The following is a 22104-nucleotide window of genomic DNA, read 5'->3' on the forward strand; positions in this document are numbered from 1 at the left end:
CCGCGCAGGATGACGGGCGGGCGGGGGCTGCGAAGGATCAGGCCCGCGGGGCCACCGTGACGGGCTCGTCGGCGAACGACACCTCGACGGTGTCGCCCGCGCGGAACGCGGCGTCGGCGGCGTGCTGGGCGGCGATCGTGTCGCCGTCGGAGAACTGCACGACGGTGCGCCGGATCGGTCCCAGGAAGCCGCTCGACACCACGACGGCGCTGAGCGATCCGGGGGCCCCGCGCTGCGCGGCCGACGAGAGGCGCACATGCTCGGGGCGCACGTACGCCGTGACGGGGGCTCCGGCGCTCGCGCGGGTGTGCTCGCCGGCGAGCGCCGGCAGCTGCGCACCCCGCACGGTCACGCGGTCCCCGTCGAGCCGCCCCTCGACCCGGTTCGAGAGGCCGACGAAATCGGCGACGAACGGCGAGGCCGGGCGCCGGTAGAGCTCCTCCGGGGTGCCGAGCTGCGCGATCCGGCCGCCCTCCATCACCGCGACGCGGTCGGAGACGGCGAGCGCCTCCTCCTGGTCGTGGGTCACGAAGACCGTCGTGATGCCGAGCTCGGTCTGGATGGCGCGGATCTGCTCCCGCAGCCGCACGCGCACCTTGGCGTCGAGCGCCGAGAGGGGCTCGTCGAGCAGCAGTGCGCGCGGCCGCGTGACGAGGGCGCGGGCGAGGGCCACGCGCTGCTGCTGGCCGCCCGAGAGCTCGTGCGGGAAGCGTTCGGCGAGGTGCGACAGCCCCACGATCTCGAGCATCTCGCCCGCGCGGGCGACGCGTTCGGCCTTGGGCACGCGCCGCATCTCGAGCCCGAACTCGACGTTGCCCACGACGGTGAGGTGCGGGAACAGCGAGTACTGCTGGAACACCATGCCGATGTCGCGGCGGTTGACGGGCACATCCGTCACGTCCTCGTCGCCGATCAGCACGCGTCCGCCCGAGACCTGCTCGAGCCCGGCGATGCAGCGCAGCGCGGTGGTCTTGCCGCAGCCGGACGGGCCGAGCAGGCAGATCAGCTCTCCGGGCGCCAGGGCCAGGTCGACGCCGTGCAGCACGGTGGTGCTGCCGTAGGCCTTGGTGACCCGGTCGAGGCGCACCGAGGATCCGGAGCTAGCGGGGGAGATGGGCACGTGGGGCCTCCTGGGGGCGGGCGTTCCGGGCGGCGCGAGGCCTGCGGCGCTTCGGGGCGGATCCGGTGCTGCTCACGATGAGCAGCACGGCGAATGCGCCGACGAGCGAGAGCAGCGAGACCGCGACGGCCACGAAGGGGTCTGACTTGGAGATCTGCAGCAGGGCGGTCTGCAGTGTGGTGCGGTTGAGCAGCGACGAGACGGTGAACTCGCCGAGCACGATGGCGACGGTGAGCAGCGACGCGGCGAGCAGGCCGCGGCGCACCCCGGGAGCGATGATGCGCACGAGCACGGTGCCCCAGCCGGCGCCCAGGGACCGGCCCGCCTCGGCCCGCACACGCGCGTCCATGCCCTGCAGGTCGGCCACGATGGCGCGGTAGACGAAGGGCAGCACGAGCACGCCGTACGCGAGGCTGAGCGTCCATACGCCCGAGCCGAGGGTCGTGCCGATGATCCGGTAGATCGGGGCGAAGCCGACCACCAGCACGATGGCGGGGATCGCGATCGGCAGCACTGTCAGCAGATCGAGCCCGCGCTCCAGCCGAGGGAACCGCAAGTGCACGAGCACGATGGTGGGGAAGAACAGCAGCAGCACGATCCCGAGCGTCAATGCGGCGAGCACGAACGAGTTGCCGATGCCCTGGAACAGCACGCGGTAGCGGCGCGCCTGCTCGGGGTCGAACAGCGCCGCCCAGTGCTCGAGGCCGTAGCCGCCGCCGGTCTGGCGCAGCGTGAACTCGAGCATCGCGATGAGCGGCACGAGGAAGAGGCCGCCGATGACCGCGATCACGGCGTAGGCGAGGGCCTTCGAGGGGCGGCCCGGCACGCGGGCGCTCATCGCTGCCACCTCGCGGCGCGCGCCATGAGCCGGCCGTAGACGAGCATCACGGCCGTCATGACCACGATCATGCCGAGGGCGAGCACGCCCGCCGTCGCAGTGCTGCTGCCACCGGTCTCGCCGATGAGCGCGGCGCGGATCTGCAGCGGGACGATCTGCGATCCCTGGCTGATGAGCGCGGCCGCCGTCGCGTACGACGAGAAGGCGTTGGCGAAGAGCAGCAGCAGCGACCCGAGGAAGGAGGGAGCGAGCACGGGCAGTCCGACGCGGGTCCAGTACGACCAGCTCGAGCCGCCGAGTGCGGCCACCGCCTCGGCCCAGCCGGGCCGCAGCGCCGCCACCGCGGGCAGGAAGGTGATGACCATGAGGGGCACCTGGAAGTAGAGATAGGGCAGGATCAGGCCGGGGAGCTCGTAGAGCCAGACCCCGCCCGCGAAGATGTCGATGCCCAGCCGCTCGCGCAGGATCACGGTCACGATGCCCTGGATGCCGATGGTGGCGATGAACGCGAAGGCGAGCATCACGCCGCCGAACTGGGCGAGCACCGAGCTGGCCGCGTCGACGACGCGGCGCAGGGGGCCGTTCTCAGGCAGGGCGGCGAGCGCCCAGCAGAGCACGGCGCCGACGAGCGCGCCGACCACCGCGGTGAGCGCGCTCACCCAGATGCTCGCGCCGAAGGCCTCGAGCGTGGCGGGGGAGGTGAGCACCGCGAGCCCCGCGAGGGTGAAGCCGTCGGCCCCGCTGAAGCCGCTGCCGATGGCCAGCAGAGTCGGCACCGCGAGGAAGAGCAGCACGTAGGCGGCGAATGGGGTGAGGCCCAGTGCCGGAAGCAGACGTTTCATGATCGGATCGCAGACCGAGACGGGGGCGCCGGCACTGCCGGCACCCCCGCGATCGCTACTTGATCGTGGCGGCCCAGCGCTCCGCGAGCACCGCGTTCGCGGCTGCGACCTGGTCCTGGTCGGGCGAGATCCAGTCGTCGCCGTCGGTGCCGAAGGTGGCCTGCGCGATCAGCTGGTCGTCCGCCGCGCCGGCGGCCTTCAGCGCCTCGACGCGCACGGGGACCGCGTTGGCCTCGAGGAACAGGGCCTGGGCGGTGTCCGAGAAGATCCACTCCTGCCAGAGGCGTGCGGCCGCGGGGTGGGGTGCGTCCTGGTTGATGGCCTCGTTGTAGAAGGAGACGTACGCGGCGCCGGGCAACACGGTGGTCTGCCAGCTCGGCTTGTCCTTGGCGGCCGCCACGTTGTTGAACGACCAGTCGAAGACGGCCGGGGTCTCGCCCGAGGCGATCGTGGCGGGGGTCGGATCGAGGGTGAGGAAGTTGCCGGCCTGGCGCATCTCGCCCACGAAGTCGATACCGGGGCCGAAGTCGTCGACCCCGCCGCCGTTCAGCGCCGAGATCCAGCCGACGGCCGCGAACGCCGCGCCCGCCTGCGTCGGATCGCCGTTGAGGGCCACCGCGCCGCGGTAGTCGTCGCTCAGCAGGTCCTGCAGCTCCTGGGGCTCCGGCAGCTTGTCGGAGTCGAAGCCGAGCGACATGATGCCCGAGTAGTTGTTGACCCAGAGGCCCTCGGGGTGCTTGTTCTCGGCGGGGATGTCGTCCCACGTCTCGACCCGGTACGGGGCGAACTTGTCGGTGTTCTCGAGCGCCACGGCGGTGCCGAGGTCGAAGACGTCGGGTGCGGTGTCCTGCCCCTTGAGGTTCTCGGCCGCCTGGATCTCCTCGGCGCTCGACGCGTCGGGCGAGGCGGAGTTGACGGTGATACCGTACTCGTCCTCGAAGCCGGCGATGATCGCGCCGTAGTTGGCCCAGTCCTCGGGCAGGGCGATGACGTTGAGCTCGCCCTCCTCCTGTGCGGCCGCGATGAGGCCGTCGAGACCGCCGAAATCGGCGGCGCTGGTGGCGGTGGCCGCATCGACTCCGGAGCCGTCGGACGAGCCGCCGTCGGACGAGCCGCCGTCGGCGCTGCCGGAGCAGGCGACGAGCGAAGCCCCGAGAACGAGTGCGGCGGTGAGCGCTGCTGAGCGCAGGATCGCGCGTGAAGTCACTTCATTTCCTTCCGATGAGTGCATGCGGATCGCAGGCCCCTGCGATCCCGATACTCACGGGAAGGGGCCTGATCCTATGCCCACGCTATTCGGGCGGGGTATCCCGGAAGCGGCCCACGGGTGGACCGAAAATGAATGGGAGGTGAAAGCGTCAGTCCTCGGAGAGCATCACGATCGAGCTGGTCGAGGGCGTCTTGGCGTTGGGATCGAGGTACACGTCGGGCTCGATGTAGATGGCTTCGACCGCGGGGACGGCGGCCAGTACGCGCCGCTTGGCCTGGTACAGGATCACCGACACCTCGCGCATGGTCGCGTCGGGGTCGATGTCGATCTTCGCCCCCACGAACAGCGCGTCGTCGGCACCCTGGACGTCCAGATCGAGCACACGGCGAACGTGCGTGCTCTCCAGCAGTGCTGCTGTGATCTCGGCGGTGTGCTCGTGCTGCTGTGCGCTCATGACTCGATTGCCTCCCGGACATCGGCTCGTGTGGCCTGTTCTGCCACATTCTACGCGGCGCACTTCTAGACTGGCGGCATGAACGAGACGAAGCACCTGGCAGAGAGCGACGCGCTGCCCCGTACCGCCATGATCGGCGTGGGATCGATGGGGGGCGCGATCCTCTCGGGTCTGCGTGCACCCGGGGTGCGCATCGACGGCCCCATCACGGTCACCACGCGCTCTGTCGCGAGCGCCGAGCCGTTCTCGGGGGCCGAGGACGTGATCGCCTTCGCCGCGGAGAGCGACCCGGAGGCGAACCGGCACGCGGTGCGCGGGGCCCGGCTGGTGATCCTCGGGGTGAAGCCGTGGATGATCGCCGACGTGGTGCGCGAGATCGCCGACGACCTCGAACCCGGTGCGATCGTGGTGAGCGTGGCGGCGGGCGTGCCGAGCTCCGCCATCGAGGAGCTGCTGCCCGAGGGCATCTCCGTGGTGCGGGCGATGCCGAACACGCCGTCGCACATCGGGCGCGGGGCGACCGGCGTGGCCCCCGGAGCCTCTGCCGGCCCGGAGGCGGTCGACACGGTGCGACGGCTGTTCGAAACGGTGGGCATCGTGCTCGTGGTGCGCGAGGAGCAGATCAACGACGTCGCCGCGGTGTCGGGGTCGGGTCCCGCTTACCTCTTCCTGTACGCGGAGGAGATGACTGCCGCGGCCGGCCGGCTGGGATTCGACGAGGATCAGGCGCGACTGCTCGTGCAGCAGACCATCGTGGGCGCGGCCGAGCTCATGCAGGCCAGCGGCGAGGATCCCGCGCAGCTGCGTCGCAACGTGACGAGCCCGAAGGGCACCACGGAGCAGGCCATCGCGGTGCTGCAGGCCGCCGAGTGGGGCGATCTGTTCGATCGTGCGCTCGCCGCGAACGTGCGCCGCTCGGAGGAGCTGGAGCGCGGGGAGTAGGGCTGGATCCGCTGGTTGAGCGTGCGGAGCGAGTCGAAACCCGACCGTTCCGCTGCTTGAGCGAGCGGAGGGAGTCGAAGCCTGACCGTTCCGCTGGTTGAGCGTGCGGAGCGAGTCGAAACCCGCATGCGGTTTCGACTCGTCGCTGCGCTCCTCGCTCAACCGGCGGCTGCGTTCGGCGGGCGGCTCAGACGTGCGCGAGCCGATGCTCGCGCGGGGTGCGGCCGTAGGTCGACTTGAAGAGCTTGCTGAAGTGGCTGAGGTCGACGAAACCGCCGGCCTGCGCGATCTGCAGCACCGTGCGCTCCAGCAGCGCCGAGTCCTCGAGGTCCATCCGACATCGCTCGAGACGCCGCGAGCGGATGTAGCCCGAGACCGTGAGCCCCTCCTCCTGGAACAGGTACTGCAGCTGTCGGGTGGAGACGAAGTGGGCCTTCGCGATCGCGTCGGTGTTGAGGTCGGGATCGGAGAGGTGCGAGTCGATGTACATGCGCACCGACTCGAACGCCACCCCGTGCTCGTCCTTCGCCGAGCTCGCCTGGATCTCGGCGGAGAGCAGCGCGGTGATGAGTTCGAACGCGCTGTGCATGATGCGCGAACCGTTGACCCCCTCGAGCTGGTCGAGGTTCTCGGCCATGTGCTGCATGAAGGGGCAGATGACCCGGCCGATCCCGGAGTCGCCCGCGAGACGCGTCGCGGTGACGGTGTGCACCATGCTCGCCGAGAGCCCGAGCATCGAGTGGGGGAAGAGCATGACGAGCGACCGCATGGGGCCGCCGTACTCGAGGGTGTAGGGGCGGGAGGTGTCGTAGATCGCGGCGTCGCCGGGGCTGAGGTGCGCGCTACGGCCGTCCTGCAGCACCAGACCCGCGCCCTCGAGCTGCATGCTCAGCTTGAGATGGTCGTTCTTGTCCCTGCGGATGGCGTTCGAGAGCCGGTGCACGCTGTGTGAGGACGCGGCGATGTCGGTGATGCAGATGCCGCCGATGGTGCGACTGCGCAGTGTGCCCGTGAACGTGTCGGGTGATCCGGTCGACAGTGCGAGGGGGACGAAGCGGTTGCCGACCAGCCGCACCCACTCGTCGAACCCGACCGACTCGTGGGACTCCATCGAATACTGGTGATCGTGCGCCGACATCGGCCTGCCTCCTTGCACGTTGAACATCGTCGTCCGCCCTTAACAATACGGACATCGGTGCGACTCCTCCACCTGGTAATGGGGTTCGGCGGGACGCGTGCGCGAACTGCCATCGCGCCTGCGGCGGTGAACAAGTGCGGCGGCTGGAGGGTCGGGCACACTGAAGGGCATGCGCGGCGACGCCGCCGCGATGCGGAATCTTCAAAGGAGTGGATCGTGATCCAAGACGAGCTGTACGACGTCGGCCTGCGCCAGCGCCGCACGATGTTCGGGCCGCAGGGAGCGGAAGACCAGGTGGAGCACACCTCGGATCTCAATGACAAGCTGCAGGACTTCGTGACCAGATACTGCTTCGGCGACATCTGGCAGCGCGACGGGCTCTCGTACGCCGAACGGAGCAGGATCACCTTCGCGATGCTCATCGCGCAGGGCAAGTCGCACGAGCTTCGGATCCACGCGCGGGGTGCGCTCGCGAACGGCGTCACCCCGCTGGAACTGCGCGAGGTGGTCGTCCACTCGATCCTGTACTGCGGCATCCCCGCCGCGGTCGAGGGTCTGCGCGCGGTCGAGGAGATCCTCGAGGAGCAGGGGATCGCGCTGGATCTCGACGGTGAGGCCGGTCGTGCGCGGCGAGCACCGCGCGGAAAGGAATGACGGTATGAACGAGCGGATCACGCGGGTCGGTTTCATCGGCCTGGGCACCATGGGGGACCCGATGTCGAGCAACATCGCGGCCTCCGGCGAGTTCGACCTCGCGCTCTTCGACGTGGACTACGAGCGCGCGCGGATACTCGCCGACCGGATCGGGGCCACCGCGGTGGAGCGCATCTCGGAGCTCGCCGACCGCGAGGTGATCGTGATGATGCTGCCGACCAGTGCCATCGTGCGCCAGGCGCTGCTCGGCGAGGACGGCGAGCCCCGCATCCCCGCGCCTCCCGGCACCGTATTCGTCGACATGAGCTCGTCGGATCCCACGGAGACCGTCGAGACCGGCGAGGCGCTGCAGCGGGCCGGGTACGCGATGGTCGACGCCCCCGTCTCCGGCGCCCGTCAGCGCGCGGTGGAGGGCACTCTGTCGATCATGCTCGGTGCCGACGACGACGCGGCCGCCGAGCGGGCGATCCCGGTCATCGACGCCATGAGCTCGCACATCTTCCGCACCGGCGGGCTCGGTACCGGCCACGCGATGAAGGCGCTCAACAACTTCGTGGCGGCGGCGGCGTTCACCGCCTCCACCGAAGCCCTCGTCGCGGGGAGCCGGTTCGGCCTCGATCCGGGGGTGATGGTCGAGGTGTTCAACGCATCGACGGGCCAGAGCTTCGTGACGACCCATGTGCTGCCCGACCACATCGTCGACGGGGAGTACGCGAGCGGGTTCGCCCTGCCGCTCTTCACGAAGGACGTGAGGATCGCGCAGCGGGTGCAGCAGGCCGCCGGACACGAGGCACCGGTGTGCGACGCCGTGGCCGCGACGATGGGCGAGGCGCTCGATGCGCTCGGAGACGTGGATCACACCCGCGCCTTCGAGTTCTGGCGGGACCGGTAGGCAGCGCCGTGGAGATATCGGCAGAACCCGGAGGGTCGGTCTTCGACCGCTGGCTGAAGCGGTGCAGCGCAGCCCTCGGCGTCATCGCAGCGGGTGCGCTCGTCGTGCTCATGCTCGCGACGGTGCTCGACGTGCTCGTGCGCTGGATCACGCGGGCGAGTCTGCCCGGCATGATGGAGATCGCGGAGACCGCGCTCGTCGCCTCGGTGTTCCTCGGCCTCGCCTGGACCTCGATCCAGGGCGGGCACGTCGCGGTCACGATCGTCACCGATCGCCTGAAGCCGGGCCACGCCCGAGCCGTCTCGGTGCTCATCTGGGCCCTGAACGCCGCGATCCTCGGCTGGATGACGGCCGCGCTGTTCATGCGCGCCATGCAGTCCACGAGCATGAGCGAGACCCGTTTCGGCCTCGTGCAGTGGCCGGTGTGGCCGCTGCGCTGGATCATCGCGGTCGGCCTGCTGTTCTGGACGGTCGTGGCGATCGTCAATCTGGTCCGCGTGATCCGCGGCCGCACCGCATACGGGGAAGACACGGAGGTGGTGCTCGATGCGTAGCACCCGCGACCAGTTCACCGCGCAGACCGGGAGGTCCTCATGCTCGTCACGATGATCGTGCTCACGATAGTCGTCCTGCTGATCGTGCTGCTGATGCTGCGCATGCCGGTCGCCCTGTCGCTCGGCCTCTCGGGTGCGCTGGGGCTCGGCATCCTGCAGGGCACCGACTACACCACCAATGTGCTCGGCTCGGTGCCGTTCAGCGCCACTGCGAGCTTCTCGCTGACGATCATCCCGATGTTCATCCTCATGGGCATGTTCGCGATGCGGGCTCGGATCGCGGAGCACGTGTTCGCGGTCGCGAACCACATGGTCAGCCGGTTCCCCGGGGGCCTCGGCGTCGCCACGGTCATGGCGTGCGCGGGTTTCTCGGCGGTCTCGGGATCGAGTATCGGAACGGCCGCCACGATGTCGAAGCTGTCGGTCGGTCAGATGCGCGCCTACGGCTATCCGGCCGCGCTCGCCACCGGCATCGTGGCCATCGCGGGCACGCTCGGCGTCGTGATCCCTCCCAGCACCTTCCTCGTGCTGTACGCGATCATGACCGGCGAATCGGTCGCCCAGATCCTCGCCGCGGGCATCATCCCGGGCATCCTCTCGGCGCTCGGCTACATCGTCTACATCCTGGTCGTGGGGCACCGGCAGATCGTGCGCCCTGAGGCGACGCTCGTCGAGGCCGTCGCGGTGGCCCACGCCGATGCGGCCGAGGCACGAACGAGGCGTTCGCCCTCGACCGAGTCCGGTGCGAGTGCGGCACCGCTGCCCCCGGGCACGCCGAACACCGAAGCCGTGCAGCAGGTCTACGGCCGCACGCTGCGCACGCTGCCCTGGCGGGGCCTCGTGCGCCTGAGCATGATCTTCCTGATCATTCTCGGGGGCATGTTCTCGGGCATCTTCACCTCGACCGAGTCCGCCGCGATCGCCGCGTTCGTCGCCCTCGTGATCCTGCTCTGGGAGTTCCGTCGCGACGGCTGGGCGACGATGTGGGGCAATGTGAAGGGAGCTCTGCTCGATACGGCGCAGACCACCTCCATGGTGTTCATGATCCTCGTCGGATCGAGCGTGTTCTCGACCTTCCTCATCGCGGCCCACGTGCCCGATACCGTGACTAACTGGGTGGCGGGACTCGACGTGCCGCCGCTCCTGACGATCGGTCTCCTCCTCCTGCTCCTGCTGCCGCTCGGCACCGCGCTCGACGAGATATCGGTGCTGATCATCACGATCCCGATCATCTACCCGATCGCGATGGAACTCGGATTCAACGGCATCTGGCTCGGCCTCATGATCGTGAAGCTCACGGCGATCGGCATGGTGACACCGCCGGTGGGTATGACCTGCTTCGTCGTCTCCGGCGCCACGGGGGTGCGCACCGAGACGGTGTTCAGAGGCGTGCTGCCGCTGATGCTCATGGACCTCGTGGTCTCGGCGATCCTCTTCTTCGTGCCGGCGATCACCCTGTTCCTGCCGTCCCTCGTCGCGCAAGGGGCGGGCTGACGCTCCTTGCGCGAATGCCTCACCCGTCTGCGCCGCTCGCCAAAGACAGCGCAGAAACGCCACTGAACAATGAACTCATACTCGCTCCGTACGGCAGCGGGATATCCAGAAAGGACAACGATGTTCTCCACACACCAGCATTCCCGACGATTCGCTCGAGTCACGGGCGGGATCGCTCTTGCCGCGGCTGCGAGCCTCGCGCTCGCCGGCTGCTCGGGCATCAACAACGCGCCGGCCGGCGACGGCGACGGCGACGGCGGTGAGACGGTCACCTGGACGCTCGTGACGGGCGCGCAGGCGGACACTCCGAACGCAGCGGTGCAGAACTGGTTCCTCGACCGCGTCGAGGAGGCCACCGATGGCCGGATCAGCTTCGAGCGGACCGCGACCGAGGCGCTCTGCAAGGCGCCCGAAGTCGCCGATTGCGTGCGCGACGGACGCGCCCAGATCGGGGTGACGGTGCCCGACTACACTCCGCAGTACTTCCCCTCGACCAGCATGGTGAGCATCCCGTTCCTGAGCCAGAACGCCCAGGCCGCGATGCAGTCGATCTACGACCTGCACGAGGACTACGAGCCCGCCAAGGCGATCATGGATCGCAACGGCCTGCACCACGTGGCCACCTGGCCGGTCGGCCGCTTCCTGCTCGGCGGTCACGAACCGATCGAGAGCGTCGCGCAGTTCCAGAACGCGCAGGTGAGGGTCTCCGGCCCCATCATCCAGCAGGCGATCGGAGACCAGGGCGCGAACATCGTCGCCGTCACGGCCCCCGAAACCTACGAGGCCGTCGAACGCGGCGTCGTATCCACCATCGGCGGCGCCATCGACTTCCCCGTGAACTACGGCATCATGGAGCTGCTGTCCGACTGGAGCGACCCCGGTGTGGGCCAGTACTCGACGTTTGGCATGTGGGTGAACGCGGACGCGTACGCCGCACTGCCCGATGACCTGCGCGAGCAGTTCGATCAGGTGGCCGAGGAACTCAACACGGGTGCCGGCATCGCCGCGTTCAACGAGGTCGCAGCGGGCCAGTGCCAGCAGATGAAAGACGCACCCACGGTGAAGTCGCTCACTGCCTGGGACGAGCAGGACACCCGGGCATGGCAGGACGCGCTCGGCGACTCGGGCGAGGAGATGTGGATCAAGCTCGCGACCGAGCAGGGCCTCGAAGACGCGGAGGGTGTGCTCGAGCGGTACATCGACGGCCTCGAGACCTACGACGACGTGGCCTACGACGATGCGACGGTCGCCTGCGTGGCATCGTTCGCGGGTCGATGACCGGCGCCCGGCACGGTTCGAAGAGGATGAGGAGAGATCAGATGACTGGCAATGCAGTGCTTGACGCGATCACGGTGGACGCGAGCATCGGACGCGCGATCCCGGATGCGGCGACGGGTGAGACGGTTGGATGTGCGCCGGTGCATACTGTGGCGGATCTGGACGCGGCGGTTGCTGCGGCGGGTGCGGCGCAGGTGGGGTGGGCTGCGCTGGGGCATGCGGAGCGGTCGCGGGTGCTGCATCTCGCGGCGGATGAGATCGATGCGCATGCGGAGGAGCTTGCGTGGATCATCGCCAGGGAGCAGGGCAAGCCGTTGAACGGGGCGGGTGCCAGGTTCGAGGCGGCGGGGTGCGCGGTGTGGGTGCGGAGTGCGGCGGACACGGTGATCGAGCCGGAGGTGCTGTTCGAGGCGGAGGGGACGCGTTCGGAGTTGCATTATGTGCCGCTGGGTGTGGTGGCGGCGATCGGTCCGTGGAATTGGCCGGCGCTGATCGGGATCTGGCAGATCGCTCCGTCGTTGCGGATGGGGAACACGGTGGTGGTGAAGCCGAGCAGTTTCACGCCGTTGAGTGTGCTCGCGGTGGTCGAGCTGATGAACCGGCACCTGCCCGAGGGCGTGCTGACGGTCGTGTCGGGGAACCGTGAGGTGGGAGCTGCGATCGCGAAGCATCCGGGGATCGACAAGGTGATGTTCACGGGGTCGACGGAGACGGGGCGGGAGATCGTGCGGGGTTCTGCGGAGAATCTGGCCCGGTTGACGCTGGAGCTGGGGGGCAATGATCCGGGGATCGTGCTGCCGGGTGCGGATGTCGCGGCGATCGCGGAGGGCTTGTTCTGGGGGATTTTCATCAATACGGGGCAGACCTGTGCGGCGTTGAAGCGGCTGTACGTGCATGATTCGGTGTACGACGATGTTGTTGCCGCGTTGGGGGCGTTGGCGGAGTCGGTGCCGATGGGGGCGGGTACGAGCGAGGAGAGTCTGCTGGGTCCGCTCTCGACGCCGCAGCAGTTCGAGATCGTGAGTCGTCTTGTGGAGGATGCGCGGGCGCGGGGTGCGAGGGTCGTGACCGGGGGCGAGGCTGCGCCGGAGTTGGGGGCGCAGTTCTACCGCACCACGATCGTGACGGAGATCGAGGACGGTGCGGCGTTGGTGGACGAGGAGCAGTTCGGGCCGGTGATCCCGGTGATCCGGTACACGGATCTGGAGGACGCGATCGCGCGTGCGAATGCGTCGGAGCAGGGGCTCGGGGCGTCGGTGTGGGGGGACCCGGTGGAGGCGCGCCGGGTTGCGGAGCGCATCGACGCGGGGACGGTGTGGATCAACCAGCATGGCACGTTGAACCCGATGGTGCCGTTCGGGGGTGTGAAGGCGTCGGGGTACGGGCTCGAGTTCGGGGCGCACGGCCTCAAAGCTGTTGCCGCACCTAAAGTCATCACCGTGTAACCCACCCGCGGCGGAGGGACCCGGGTCCCTCCGCCGCCTCCCTCGTCTTGTTCGGATTTGCAGCATTTGATATGCAGCTAAATCCGTTTGACCCGTGCATTGGCGCGAGCCGATGATGTGTGTGGCCTCGCGCAGACGCGCGGGGGAACTCACTACGGACAAGGGAGTCTGTCATGTCTACGACGGCACCGAGCCGCCCGCGCCGCGAAGGCCGGCGCGTTGCGATCGCGACCATGGTCGGCACCACCATCGAGTGGTACGACTTCTTCATCTACGCGAATACGGCGGCGCTCGTGTTCGCCCAGCTCTTCTTCGAGCCGCTCGGCGCCCAGGCGGCCCTGCTGGTCTCGTTCGCGACGGTCGGCATCAGCTTCCTGTTCCGTCCGCTCGGCGCGATCGTCGCCGGCCACCTCGGCGATCGCATCGGTCGCCGCGCAATGCTGGTGATGACGCTCGTGCTGATGGGCGCCGCCACCACGCTGATCGGCCTGCTGCCGACCTACGCGTCCGCGGGCATCCTCGCCCCGATCCTGCTGGTGCTCCTGCGCATCGTGCAGGGGTTCTCCGCCGGCGGAGAGTGGGGCGGAGCTGCGCTCATGGCCGTGGAGCACGCCCCCGACGGCAAGCGCGGGCTGTTCGGCTCGGCGCCCCAGCTCGGCGTGCCCTTCGGCATGCTGCTCGCCTCGGGCGTGCTGGCGATCACCACCGCCGCCTTCGGCCCGGAGGGCTTCCTTGAGTTCGGCTGGCGGATCCCGTTCCTCATCGGCGTCGTGCTGCTGGTCGTCGGCTTCATCATCCGCCGCTCGGTCGAGGAGAGCCCGGTGTTCCTGGAGCTGCGCGAGAGCAAGGCCCGCTCCAAGATGCCGCTCGTGGAACTGATGAAGAAGCACTGGTGGCTCGTGATCCTCGTGGCGCTCACCTTCGCGGGCAACAACGCGGCGGGCTACATGTCGACCGGCGGCTACGTGCTCTCGTACGCGACGACGGTGCACGGCATGGACCGCACCCAGATCCTGTGGTGCGTCACGCTCGCCTCAGCGGTCTGGGCCTGCACCACGCTCCTCGGCGGCTGGCTGTCGGACCGCTGGCGGAGCCGCCGCAAGGTGTACCTCGTCGGCTACGCCCTGCAGATCCTGTGGGCGTTCCCGCTCTTCCTGCTGGTCGACACGCAGATCGTCGTGATGATCGCCATCTCGCTCTCGGCCTGGATGGTCTCGACCGGTCTCACCTACGGCCCGCAGGCCGCGTACTTCGCAGAGATCTTCCCGTCGCGCGTGCGCTACTCGGGCGTCTCGCTCTCGTACGCGCTCGGCGCGATCCTCGGGGGTGCGTTCGCCCCCACCATCGCCACCTGGCTGCAGCAGACCACCGGCTGGATCGGCTCCGTGTCGCTCTACCTCGCGCTGATGGCGGCGATCTCGATCGCCGCCGTGCTCATCATCAAGGACCGCTGGGGCACGCCGCTCATCGAGCGGGAGGACTCCGAAGCGCGGGAGCCGGTCGCCGCGGCCTGACCGGCGCGCGTCACGCGGGCCAGGCGATGCCCCGCGCGAACTCGATCAAGGCTCGAGTTCGCGCGGGGACTGGCCGGTCCGGCGCCCAGATCATGTCGACCGCGACCGGTCGCACCGCCGGCGCGAGCGGTTTCTCGACGAGCGGCAGGCCCTCGTAGCTGTTGGGATTTGCCACGCGGGAGACGAGGATGCCGTAGCCGAGCCCGCGCGCGACGAGCGTGCGCACTACCTCGTAGCTGGCTGTCCGGTGCCGGATGCTCGGGCGGAGACCGCGCTCGGCGAACACGGAGAGCGTGTGCTCGCTCGAGGGCGGAGCGTCGAGCAGGATCAGGTCGTCATCCACCAGCTCCTCGAGCCGCACGGTCTTCCGGCCGGCCAGCGGGTGCCCCGCGCCGAGTATCGCGTGGGCCTGCAGCTCGTAGAGCCGGGCGCGCTCGGTGTCGCCAGGCACGAGCATGTCGTAGACGAAGGCGACGTCGATGCGCCCGGAGGCGAGGTCGTCGGCCAGGCGGTCCTGCGTCGCCTCGCGGATGGAGAGCTCGATGTCGGGGTGCAGCGCGGGGAAGTCCTGCAGCAGCGGGGGCAGGATCGTGGGCGCGAGGGTGGGGTAGCAGCCGATCACCACCGGCCCCGACAGCTGCCCGCCGCCTCCCACGGACCGGCGCAACTCCTCCGCCTCCGCCAGCATGCGCCGCGCGTGGTGCACGAGCTGCTCGCCGGCCGGGGTGAGCGTGAGACCGTGCGCGCGGCGGCGCACGCACAGACGCTCCCGCATCACCGACTCGAGCTCGGTGATGGCGTCGGACATGGCCGAGGGCGAGACGTGGAGCAGCTCGGCGGCGCCCGTGATGGTGCCCTCGTCGGAGGCCGCCACGAGATAGGCCAGCTGCCGCAGCGTGAACGCGGGCAGCGCAGCGTCGAGCGGCTCAGTCATGCGCGATGACCACGGGGTCGTCGAGATCGGTGCCCGCGGAGTAGGGGCCGGCGAAGAAGAGATCGGCGCCGTCCGCGGTGAGCCGGGTGCCGCTCGTCGTCGCCCCGCCCGCGAGGTCGAGGGCGACGCGGGAGACGGTGGCGAAGGCGATGCGGCGCCCGGGGTCGTACGCGTCCGCGATCGTCAGGGTCCAGGCGTCGTCGAGGCTCGCGCCCGGCACGAGCCAGGGGTCGGCGAACACCAGCTTCAGCATGCCGCCGTGGCCGCTGAGCGTCACGGTGCCGGTGAATCGCAGGGCGTCGGAGTCGAGGGCCGGATCGTGCTCCGCGGCCGGGAATCGGAAGCGATCGTCGATCGCGTGCGCGGGCGGCGAGACCTCGGCGGCGCCGTCGTCCATGCCGAGGACGTACTGCACGAGCGAGCGCTTGATGCCCCACTCGAGCGCGCTTCGGTGAGGATGCGTGCGAATCATGGACCCTATTATCGCATGGGATCGAACAATCAATGCAGATAATTCCGTTTTTGTTTCCTTTATGCGGCCCGCATACTCGAAGGCGTACGGCAGTTCAGAACGATGAGGTGTGCAATGACGAGCAACGAGGCTCCGGTCGCGGACTGGGTGACCATTCCCGACCTCTACCGCGATCCCTTCCCCATCTACGAGCGGCTCCGCGCCGAGGGCGGTGTGCACTGGGTGCCGCAGGTGGGCCGCTACCTGATCACCTCCTACGAGGCGGTGCACGAGACCGAGCTCGATCAGGAGCTCTTCTCCGCCGATGAACAGGGGTCGCTGCAGATCCGGGCCATGGGGCACTCGATGCTGCGGCGCGACGACCCGGAGCACTACATCGAGCGCAAGGCCTGGCAACCCGCGCTCAGACCCGGCGCGGTGCAGCGCATCTGGAAGTCGAAGTTCCAGCGCAACGCCGAGCACTACCTCGAGGAGCTCATCGCGAAGGGACCCGGTGCCGACCTCATCTGGGACTTCGCGGCCCCGTTCGCGGCCGAGAGCCTGCGCGAGCTCATCGGCCTGCACAACGCCACGCAGCAGGACCTGCAGCGCTGGTCGCAGACCATGATCGACGCGACGGGCAACTACGCCGACGATCCCGAGGTGTGGGCGCTCGGCAAGCAGTCGTTCGACGAGGTCGACCTGGCGCTCGACGAGATGCTCGCGTGGCACGCGGCGAACCCGAACGAGTCGCTGCTGTCCCAGCTGCTGCAGATCCCCGACTACCGCATGCCGCTCGACCGCATCAGGGCCAACGTGAAGATGACGATCGGCGGCGGGCTCAACGAGCCCCGCGACGCACTCGGCGTGGCCGCGTGGGCGCTGCTCACGCACCCCGAGCAGCGGGCGGCGGTCGAACACGACCCGTCGCTCTGGCAGGCGACCTTCGACGAGACGATCCGCTGGGTGGCACCCATCGGGCTCTACTCGCGCCAGGTGACGCGGGACACTGAGCTCGCCGGCGTGCGACTGCCGGCGGGGGCCAGGCTCGGCATCTGCATCCTCTCCGCCAATCGCGACGGGCGGGTCTGGGAGAACCCCGCCGTCTTCGACATCCGCCGCGAGGCGAAACCGCACCTCGCCTTCGGCAAGGGCGTGCACGTGTGCCTCGGAGCCTGGGTGGCCCGGGCCGAGGTCGCGGAGGTGGCGCTCCCGCTGCTCTTCTCCTCGCTCGAGGGGCTGTCGATCGCCGAGGACGACCCTGCGGAGGTCGGCGGCTGGGTGTTCCGAGGCATGCTGAAGCTCCCCGTGACATGGAGCGGCCGCCGATCCGCGAGCGGCGTCGCTCCCGCCGACCGCGGGGACGAAGCGGCTGCGCCGCGCATCGCGATCGTGGGATCCGGCCCCGCCGGGAGCTTCACCGCGCAGACGCTGCGACGCACCTTTCCGGCCGCGCCGATCGAGGTGTTCGACGAACTCCCCACTCCGTACGGGCTCGTGCGCTACGGCGTCGCTGCCGATCACCAGGGCACCAAGGCCGTCGCACGTCAGTTCGACCGCCTCTTCACGGAGGAGGGCGTGCGCTTCCGCGGCAACTGCCGACTCGGCGCCGACGTCTCGCTCGAAGAACTCGAACGGGCGTACGACGTCGTCGTGCTCGCGACCGGCATGCACCGCGACGCGCGGCTGCCGGCCCCCGGGGCGGGGCTCGCGGGTGTGCGCGGCGCGGGAGCCGTGACGCGCTTCCTCAACGGCCATCCCGACGAGGCCGTGCCCGAACCGCTGGACGAGACCGTCGTCGTGGTCGGACACGGCAACGTGGCGATGGACATCACGCGGCTCATCGCGCGCGACGCCGCGGGACTCGAGGGCTCGGACATCGACGACGCCGCCCACCGGAGCTTCACCGAGCGGGTGCGCACCGTGCACCTGGTGGGGCGCAGCGCCCCGGCGGCCGCGAAGTTCGACCCGGTGATGGTGCGCGAGCTCGCCGGTCTCCCCGGCGTGCGCCACATCGTGCACGGCGCGGGCGAGCTGCCCGATGACGGCCGCGATGCGCGCATCGACGCCGTGCGGGCCCTCTCCGCGGGCGGTGGCGATGCCTCCTCGGCCGTGCCCCGCATCAGCATCGAGTGGTGGTTCGGCCTGTCCCCGGAACGGCTGGAGGGAGAGGAGCGCGTGGAGGCCGCGGTGTTCCGCGGCGCGGACGGCGAGGTGAGGATCCCCGCGGCCGACGTCATCACCGCCATCGGATTCGCGGCCGACGAGGGAACCCCGGTCGAGCCGGGCTCGCACCCCGACGGCCGGGTTTCGCCCGGGCTCTACACCGCGGGGTGGCTGCGTCGCGGACCGCGCGGCACCATTCCCGACCAGCGCGCCGACGCGCGCGACCTCGCCCGCATCATCTCCGCCGACCTGCAGTCGGGTGCGGTCGCGGTGACGGCGCCCGGGCTGCCCGAGGTGGCGGGCGAGACCGACTTCGACGGGTGGCGCCGCATCGACCTGCGGGAGCGCCTCACGGCGGCTCCGGGCCGCGAGCGCGCGAAGCTGCCGAGCCGGGAGGCGCAGCTCGCGGCCGCGGGTGACGAGAGTCTCGAGCTGCCGCCCCTCCAGGCGGGCTCGGCCGCGGCGATCGGCGCGGGAGTTCCCACGACCATTCTCTTCGGATCCGAGTCGGGCGGTGCGGAGCTCGTGGCGGACGAGCTCGCGCGCATGTTCGGCGAGGACGCCGACGTGGAGGTGCGCGATCTCGCGCAGACGAGTGCGGCCGGGCTCGATCCCTCGCGCCTGCACCTCGTCGTCTGCTCCACCTACGGCGACGGCGAGGTGCCGAGCGCCGCGCAGCCCTTCCACCGCGATCTGCGCGAGGACCGCCCCGACCTGACCGGGGTGCGCTACGCCGTCTTCGGGATGGGGGATCGCAGCTACGAGCGCACCTACTCGCGCGGCAGCGAGCTCGTCGACGAGGCGCTGCAGGCGTGCGGCGCCTCGCGACTGGGGGAGTACGGGCGGCACGACGCCGGCGGTTCGATCGCCGCAGCGGATGCGGCCCGCGACTGGGCTGCGGGGGTCTTCGCGGAGGTGTCGGCCGCGGCGGTGAGGGGATAGCCGTCGAAGCCCGTCCGCCGGTTGAGCGGAGCGCAGCGGAGTCGAAGCCCGTCCGCCGGTTGAGCGGAGCGCAGCGGAGTCGAAGCCCGGGAAGAGGTTTCGACTCCCTCCTTCGTCGGTCGCTCAACCGGCGGAGTCGGCCTAGCCGATCGCGGCGAAGCGCTCCACATCGGCGGCGGTGCCGCTCACGATGATGAGGTCGTGCGGGGAGATCACCGTGTCCTGGGTGGCGTGCGTGAACGGCTGGCCCGGCGTCTTCACGCCGACCACCGTGACCCGGTAGCGGGTGCGCACCCCGCTCTCCGTGAGCGATCGGCCGCGGATGGAGCGGGGCGGGTACATCTTCGCGATCACGTAGTTGTTGTCGAACTGGATGAAGTCGAGCATGCTGCCGCTCAGCAGGTGGGCGACGCGCTCGCCGGCCTCCCGTTCGGGGTAGATGACGTGGTTCACGCCGATGCGCTCGAGGATCTTGCCGTGCGAGGTCGAGATCGCCTTCGCCCAGATCTGCGGGATGCCGAGGTCGACGAGGTTGGCGGCGATGAGCACGCTCGCCTCGATCGAGGCGCCCGTCGCGACCACGGCGATCTGGAACTCGTCGGCGCCGATCTGCTTGAGCGCCTCCATGGAGCGCGCGTCGGCCTGCACCGCGTGCGTCACCCGATCCGCCCACTTCTGCACGAGCAGCGGATCGGTGTCCACCACCAGCACCTCGCGGTCCTGGCGATCCAACTGCCCGGCGGTCGCGGCGCCGAAGCGGCCGAGTCCGATGACGAGAACCGGGGCATCACTGCGAATATCAACCAACGATCGGCCTTTCCTCAGGGTACTTGAACAGGCGGGATCGGCTGGTGGCGGCCACGGCTGCGGCCAGCGTGACGGTGCCGACGCGCCCCGCCCACATGGTGGCGGCGAGAATGTACTTGCCGGGGTCGGAGACCTCGCCCGACAGGCCGGTCGAGAGCCCGCAGGTGCCGAACGCCGAGATCACCTCGAAGAGCACCGTGTCGAGCGGATCGCCGGTGATGTGCAGCAGCGCGACCGTCGCCGCGAGCACGATGGTCGCGCCCCAGATGAGGATCGAGACGGCCACTCGCAGCACCTCGTTCGGGATGCTGCGGTCGAACGCCTGCATGTCCTTGTAGCCGCGTGCCTCGGCGTACGCCGCGAGGAACAGCACCGCGAGCGTCGTGACCTTGATCCCGCCGGCGGTCGAGGCCGATCCTCCTCCTACGAACATGAGCATGTCCATGACCAGCAGGGTCGAGCCGTTCATGTCGCTCGGGTCGATGATCCCGAGCCCGCCCGAGCGCGTCATCACCGACATGTAGCCCGAGCTGAGCAGTGTCTCCCAGAAGTTGTGGCCGCCGAGTGTGCTCGGGTTGTTCGCCTCCAGTGCGCCGATGGCCAGCCACCCGAATACGACGAAGATGAGCGTGGTGCTGAGCGTGAGCTTGGCGTGCAGGCCGAGGCGCTTATGGGCGCGCCAGCCGCCGCCCGTCACGTAGCGGTAGAGCGCGAAGATGACCGGGAATCCGATCGCGCCGAGGAAGACGCCCACCGCGAGCACGCTCAGCAGGTAGAGGTCGGTGTCGAACGGGGCGAGCCCGCCGGGGAGGGGCACAAAGCCGGTGTTGGTGAAGGAGGAGGCCGCCAGGTAGAAGCCGTTCCACAGGGCGTGCCAGAAGTCGTAGCCCGCCACCATCAGGCGGGGCGTGATGAGCGCGGTGAGCGCGAGCTCGATCACCACGAGGCTGGTCGCCACGGCCGCGAGCAGGCCACCGATCTCGCCGAGCCCCACGGCCTGGCTCGCGGAGGCGTCGCGGCTCATGCGCATCGGGTTGGTGTCGCCTGCGGCGAGCAGGCGCTGCCGCAGCCCGAGGCGGCGGGTGACAGTGAGCCCCAGGATGCTCGCGAGCGTGAGCACGCCGATCCCGCCGATCTGCAGGCCGGCGAGGATCACGATCTCTCCGAACAGCGACCAGTGGGCGGCCATGTCGACGGTCGAGAGCCCCGTCACGCAGATGGCGGAGACTGCGGTGAACAGCGCGTCGGCCAGCGGGGTCACCCGGCCCGAACTGCTGGAGAACGGCAGGGAGAGCAGAGCCGTCCAGACCAGGATCAGGCCGCTGAACACCATGAGCGCGAATCGCGCAGGCGACGATTGGATCATGGCGTTGACCCATGATCTCTGCGTGAGCGGGGCGGAAGCCCGCCGACTCGCAGTGCGTGCCCTCACGACGCCTTCTTTCCTGCGGTGATGCGAGCGGGGCGATGGGCCTCGGCTCGATCCTTCATGCTACACATGAGGCGGCGTTCTCGTCAGCGGTTGAGACAAGACGGGTCGCTGCGGCTAACCTTGAGGTCATGCCAGACATTTTCGGGGTCATCGCCGACGCGACCCGGCGCGACATCTTGCGGGTGCTGCTCGAGCGCTATCAGCAGGATGCCGAGATCAGCGTGTCCGAGATCGTCGGCCAGCTGGAGATCAGTCAGCCGACCGTATCCAAGCACCTCAAGGTGCTGCGCGAGGCCGAACTGGTGAGCGTGCGCGAGGAGGGGCAGCATCGCTACTACACCCTCGACCCCGAGCCGCTCGAGATGGTCGAGGATTTCGTGATCCCGTTCCTCTCGGCCGACTTCGACACCGAGGTGACGGTGGAGTACCTCTCCGAGGCGGGGGAGCGCGTGCCCGGACCCGCCGAAGAGGACTCGTTCGGGGACGACGGCGAGGTGCTGTCGGAGGAGGCCGCCGCCGCGGCCGAGCGGATCGGGCGGGCCGCCGCGCGCGCCGAGCACCGGGTCAAGGAGCTGGTCGCACGCTTCCGCATGAAGGGCTGACACGGGGCTTTCCGCACCGCGATTTCCCGCTGCGGTCGATTACAGTGTAAAATCAGTGTTTTGTGGGCCACGATCCCGTTCGGCCCGAAAGACGTTGTGAGGTGACCGTGGGTTCAGTTATTAAGAAGCGCCGTAAGCGCATGTCGAAGAAGAAGCACCGTAAGCTGCTTCGGAAGACGCGTCACCAGCGTCGCAACAAGAAGTAATCGGCGCGGAGTACCGCGACCGATGAAGGCGTCGGGCTTCGGCCCGGCGCCTTTTCTCGTGCCCGCGGAATCTCGGACGCTCCCCTTCTCGTTCCCTCACTTTTTCCCTACGCGCGTCAGTAGTTGCTGCCTCGCGGCAGATTCATCTACTGACGCGCGAAGGGGAAAAAGGGGTGCGGGTGCGGGATC

General features: G+C 69.4%; 21 protein-coding genes. 11 read left to right on the forward strand and 10 right to left on the reverse strand.

Annotated elements, in window-relative coordinates; genetic code table 11:
- Positions 1-37: 37 nt before the first annotated feature.
- From AMS65_RS15055 to AMS65_RS15075, 5 genes are all read right to left on the reverse strand, one after another.
- Positions 38-1120: an ABC transporter ATP-binding protein gene (locus tag AMS65_RS15055; protein WP_053385000.1), complete on the reverse strand. Its 1083-nt coding sequence runs from the start codon at positions 1118-1120 to the stop codon at positions 38-40.
- Positions 1101-1958, reverse strand: a complete 858-nt coding sequence (locus AMS65_RS15060; protein WP_053385001.1) for an ABC transporter permease — start codon at positions 1956-1958, stop codon at positions 1101-1103. Before AMS65_RS15060 ends, AMS65_RS15055 begins: the two co-directional genes overlap by 20 nt.
- A complete protein-coding gene (locus AMS65_RS15065) occupies positions 1955-2800 on the reverse strand; it encodes an ABC transporter permease (RefSeq protein ID WP_053385002.1) in 846 nt (281 codons plus the stop codon). The genes AMS65_RS15060 and AMS65_RS15065 overlap by 4 nt, the downstream gene beginning before the upstream one ends.
- 55 nt (positions 2801-2855) lie before the next feature.
- Positions 2856-4007 (reverse strand): ABC transporter substrate-binding protein, encoded by a 1152-nt coding sequence (locus AMS65_RS15070; protein WP_193787037.1) that lies wholly within the window; start codon positions 4005-4007, stop codon positions 2856-2858.
- 151 nt (positions 4008-4158) lie between these two features.
- The gene (locus tag AMS65_RS15075; RefSeq protein WP_053385004.1) at positions 4159-4464 is read right to left on the reverse strand and encodes a cation diffusion facilitator family transporter; all 306 of its coding nucleotides are present in this window, start codon (positions 4462-4464) and stop codon (positions 4159-4161) included.
- A gap of 78 nt (positions 4465-4542) precedes the next feature.
- Here AMS65_RS15075 and proC point away from each other — a divergent pair, with 78 nt between their 5' ends.
- On the forward strand, positions 4543-5406 hold the full coding sequence (proC, locus tag AMS65_RS15080; protein WP_053385005.1) for a pyrroline-5-carboxylate reductase: 864 nt from the start codon (positions 4543-4545) through the stop codon (positions 5404-5406).
- Positions 5407-5593: 187 nt separating this feature from the next.
- Here the strand turns inward: proC and AMS65_RS15085 are convergent, their stop codons facing one another.
- On the reverse strand, positions 5594-6544 hold the full coding sequence (locus AMS65_RS15085; protein ID WP_053385006.1) for an AraC-like ligand-binding domain-containing protein: 951 nt from the start codon (positions 6542-6544) through the stop codon (positions 5594-5596).
- Between the two features lie 216 nt (positions 6545-6760).
- On the opposite strand from AMS65_RS15085, the gene AMS65_RS15090 reads away from it, so the two are divergent.
- The 7 genes from AMS65_RS15090 (at position 6761) to AMS65_RS15120 (ending at position 14375) form a co-directional block, all read left to right on the forward strand.
- A complete protein-coding gene (locus AMS65_RS15090; RefSeq protein WP_083451750.1) occupies positions 6761-7198 on the forward strand; it encodes a carboxymuconolactone decarboxylase family protein in 438 nt (145 codons plus the stop codon).
- A gap of 4 nt (positions 7199-7202) precedes the next feature.
- The gene (locus tag AMS65_RS15095; protein ID WP_053385007.1) at positions 7203-8090 is read left to right on the forward strand and encodes an NAD(P)-dependent oxidoreductase; all 888 of its coding nucleotides are present in this window, start codon (positions 7203-7205) and stop codon (positions 8088-8090) included.
- Positions 8091-8098: 8 nt separating this feature from the next.
- Complete coding sequence (locus AMS65_RS15100) at positions 8099-8644, forward strand: TRAP transporter small permease (RefSeq protein ID WP_053385008.1); 546 nt, start codon at positions 8099-8101, stop codon at positions 8642-8644.
- A 39-nt stretch (positions 8645-8683) separates the two neighbouring features.
- The gene (locus AMS65_RS15105) at positions 8684-10138 is read left to right on the forward strand and encodes a TRAP transporter large permease (protein WP_053385009.1); all 1455 of its coding nucleotides are present in this window, start codon (positions 8684-8686) and stop codon (positions 10136-10138) included.
- A 120-nt stretch (positions 10139-10258) separates the two neighbouring features.
- A complete protein-coding gene (dctP, locus tag AMS65_RS15110) occupies positions 10259-11416 on the forward strand; it encodes a TRAP transporter substrate-binding protein DctP (RefSeq protein WP_053385010.1) in 1158 nt (385 codons plus the stop codon).
- Positions 11417-11457: 41 nt separating this feature from the next.
- Positions 11458-12861 carry an aldehyde dehydrogenase family protein gene (locus AMS65_RS15115; protein WP_053385011.1) on the forward strand — a complete coding sequence of 468 codons (1404 nt, stop codon included), beginning with the start codon at positions 11458-11460 and terminating at the stop codon, positions 12859-12861.
- A gap of 173 nt (positions 12862-13034) precedes the next feature.
- The gene (locus AMS65_RS15120) at positions 13035-14375 is read left to right on the forward strand and encodes an MFS transporter (protein ID WP_053385012.1); all 1341 of its coding nucleotides are present in this window, start codon (positions 13035-13037) and stop codon (positions 14373-14375) included.
- Between the two features lie 10 nt (positions 14376-14385).
- On the opposite strand, the gene AMS65_RS15125 is transcribed toward AMS65_RS15120, so the two are convergent.
- Both AMS65_RS15125 and AMS65_RS15130 read right to left on the reverse strand, forming a co-directional pair.
- A complete protein-coding gene (locus AMS65_RS15125) occupies positions 14386-15309 on the reverse strand; it encodes a LysR substrate-binding domain-containing protein (protein WP_053385013.1) in 924 nt (307 codons plus the stop codon).
- Complete coding sequence (locus tag AMS65_RS15130) at positions 15302-15781, reverse strand: HtaA domain-containing protein (RefSeq protein ID WP_053385014.1); 480 nt, start codon at positions 15779-15781, stop codon at positions 15302-15304. Before AMS65_RS15130 ends, AMS65_RS15125 begins: the two co-directional genes overlap by 8 nt.
- Before the next feature lie 114 nt (positions 15782-15895).
- On the opposite strand from AMS65_RS15130, the gene AMS65_RS15135 reads away from it, so the two are divergent.
- Entirely contained in the window at positions 15896-18868 is a 2973-nt protein-coding gene (locus AMS65_RS15135) for a cytochrome P450 (RefSeq protein WP_075201035.1), read from the forward strand.
- A 141-nt stretch (positions 18869-19009) separates the two neighbouring features.
- On the opposite strand, the gene AMS65_RS15140 is transcribed toward AMS65_RS15135, so the two are convergent.
- Entirely contained in the window at positions 19010-19675 is a 666-nt protein-coding gene (locus AMS65_RS15140) for a potassium channel family protein (RefSeq protein ID WP_053385016.1), read from the reverse strand.
- On the reverse strand, positions 19668-21041 hold the full coding sequence (locus tag AMS65_RS15145) for a TrkH family potassium uptake protein (protein WP_053385017.1): 1374 nt from the start codon (positions 21039-21041) through the stop codon (positions 19668-19670). Before AMS65_RS15145 ends, AMS65_RS15140 begins: the two co-directional genes overlap by 8 nt.
- A 194-nt stretch (positions 21042-21235) precedes the next feature.
- Here AMS65_RS15145 and AMS65_RS15150 point away from each other — a divergent pair, with 194 nt between their 5' ends.
- Both AMS65_RS15150 and AMS65_RS18835 read left to right on the forward strand, forming a co-directional pair.
- On the forward strand, positions 21236-21709 hold the full coding sequence (locus tag AMS65_RS15150) for an ArsR/SmtB family transcription factor (RefSeq protein ID WP_053385018.1): 474 nt from the start codon (positions 21236-21238) through the stop codon (positions 21707-21709).
- A 107-nt stretch (positions 21710-21816) separates the two neighbouring features.
- On the forward strand, positions 21817-21915 hold the full coding sequence (locus AMS65_RS18835; RefSeq protein WP_005504750.1) for a 30S ribosomal protein bS22: 99 nt from the start codon (positions 21817-21819) through the stop codon (positions 21913-21915).
- Positions 21916-22104: the final 189 nt, after the last annotated feature.

Origin of the sequence: Leucobacter celer subsp. astrifaciens (genome assembly GCF_001273835.1) — a bacterium.
Lineage (GTDB): Bacteria > Actinomycetota > Actinomycetes > Actinomycetales > Microbacteriaceae > Leucobacter > Leucobacter celer.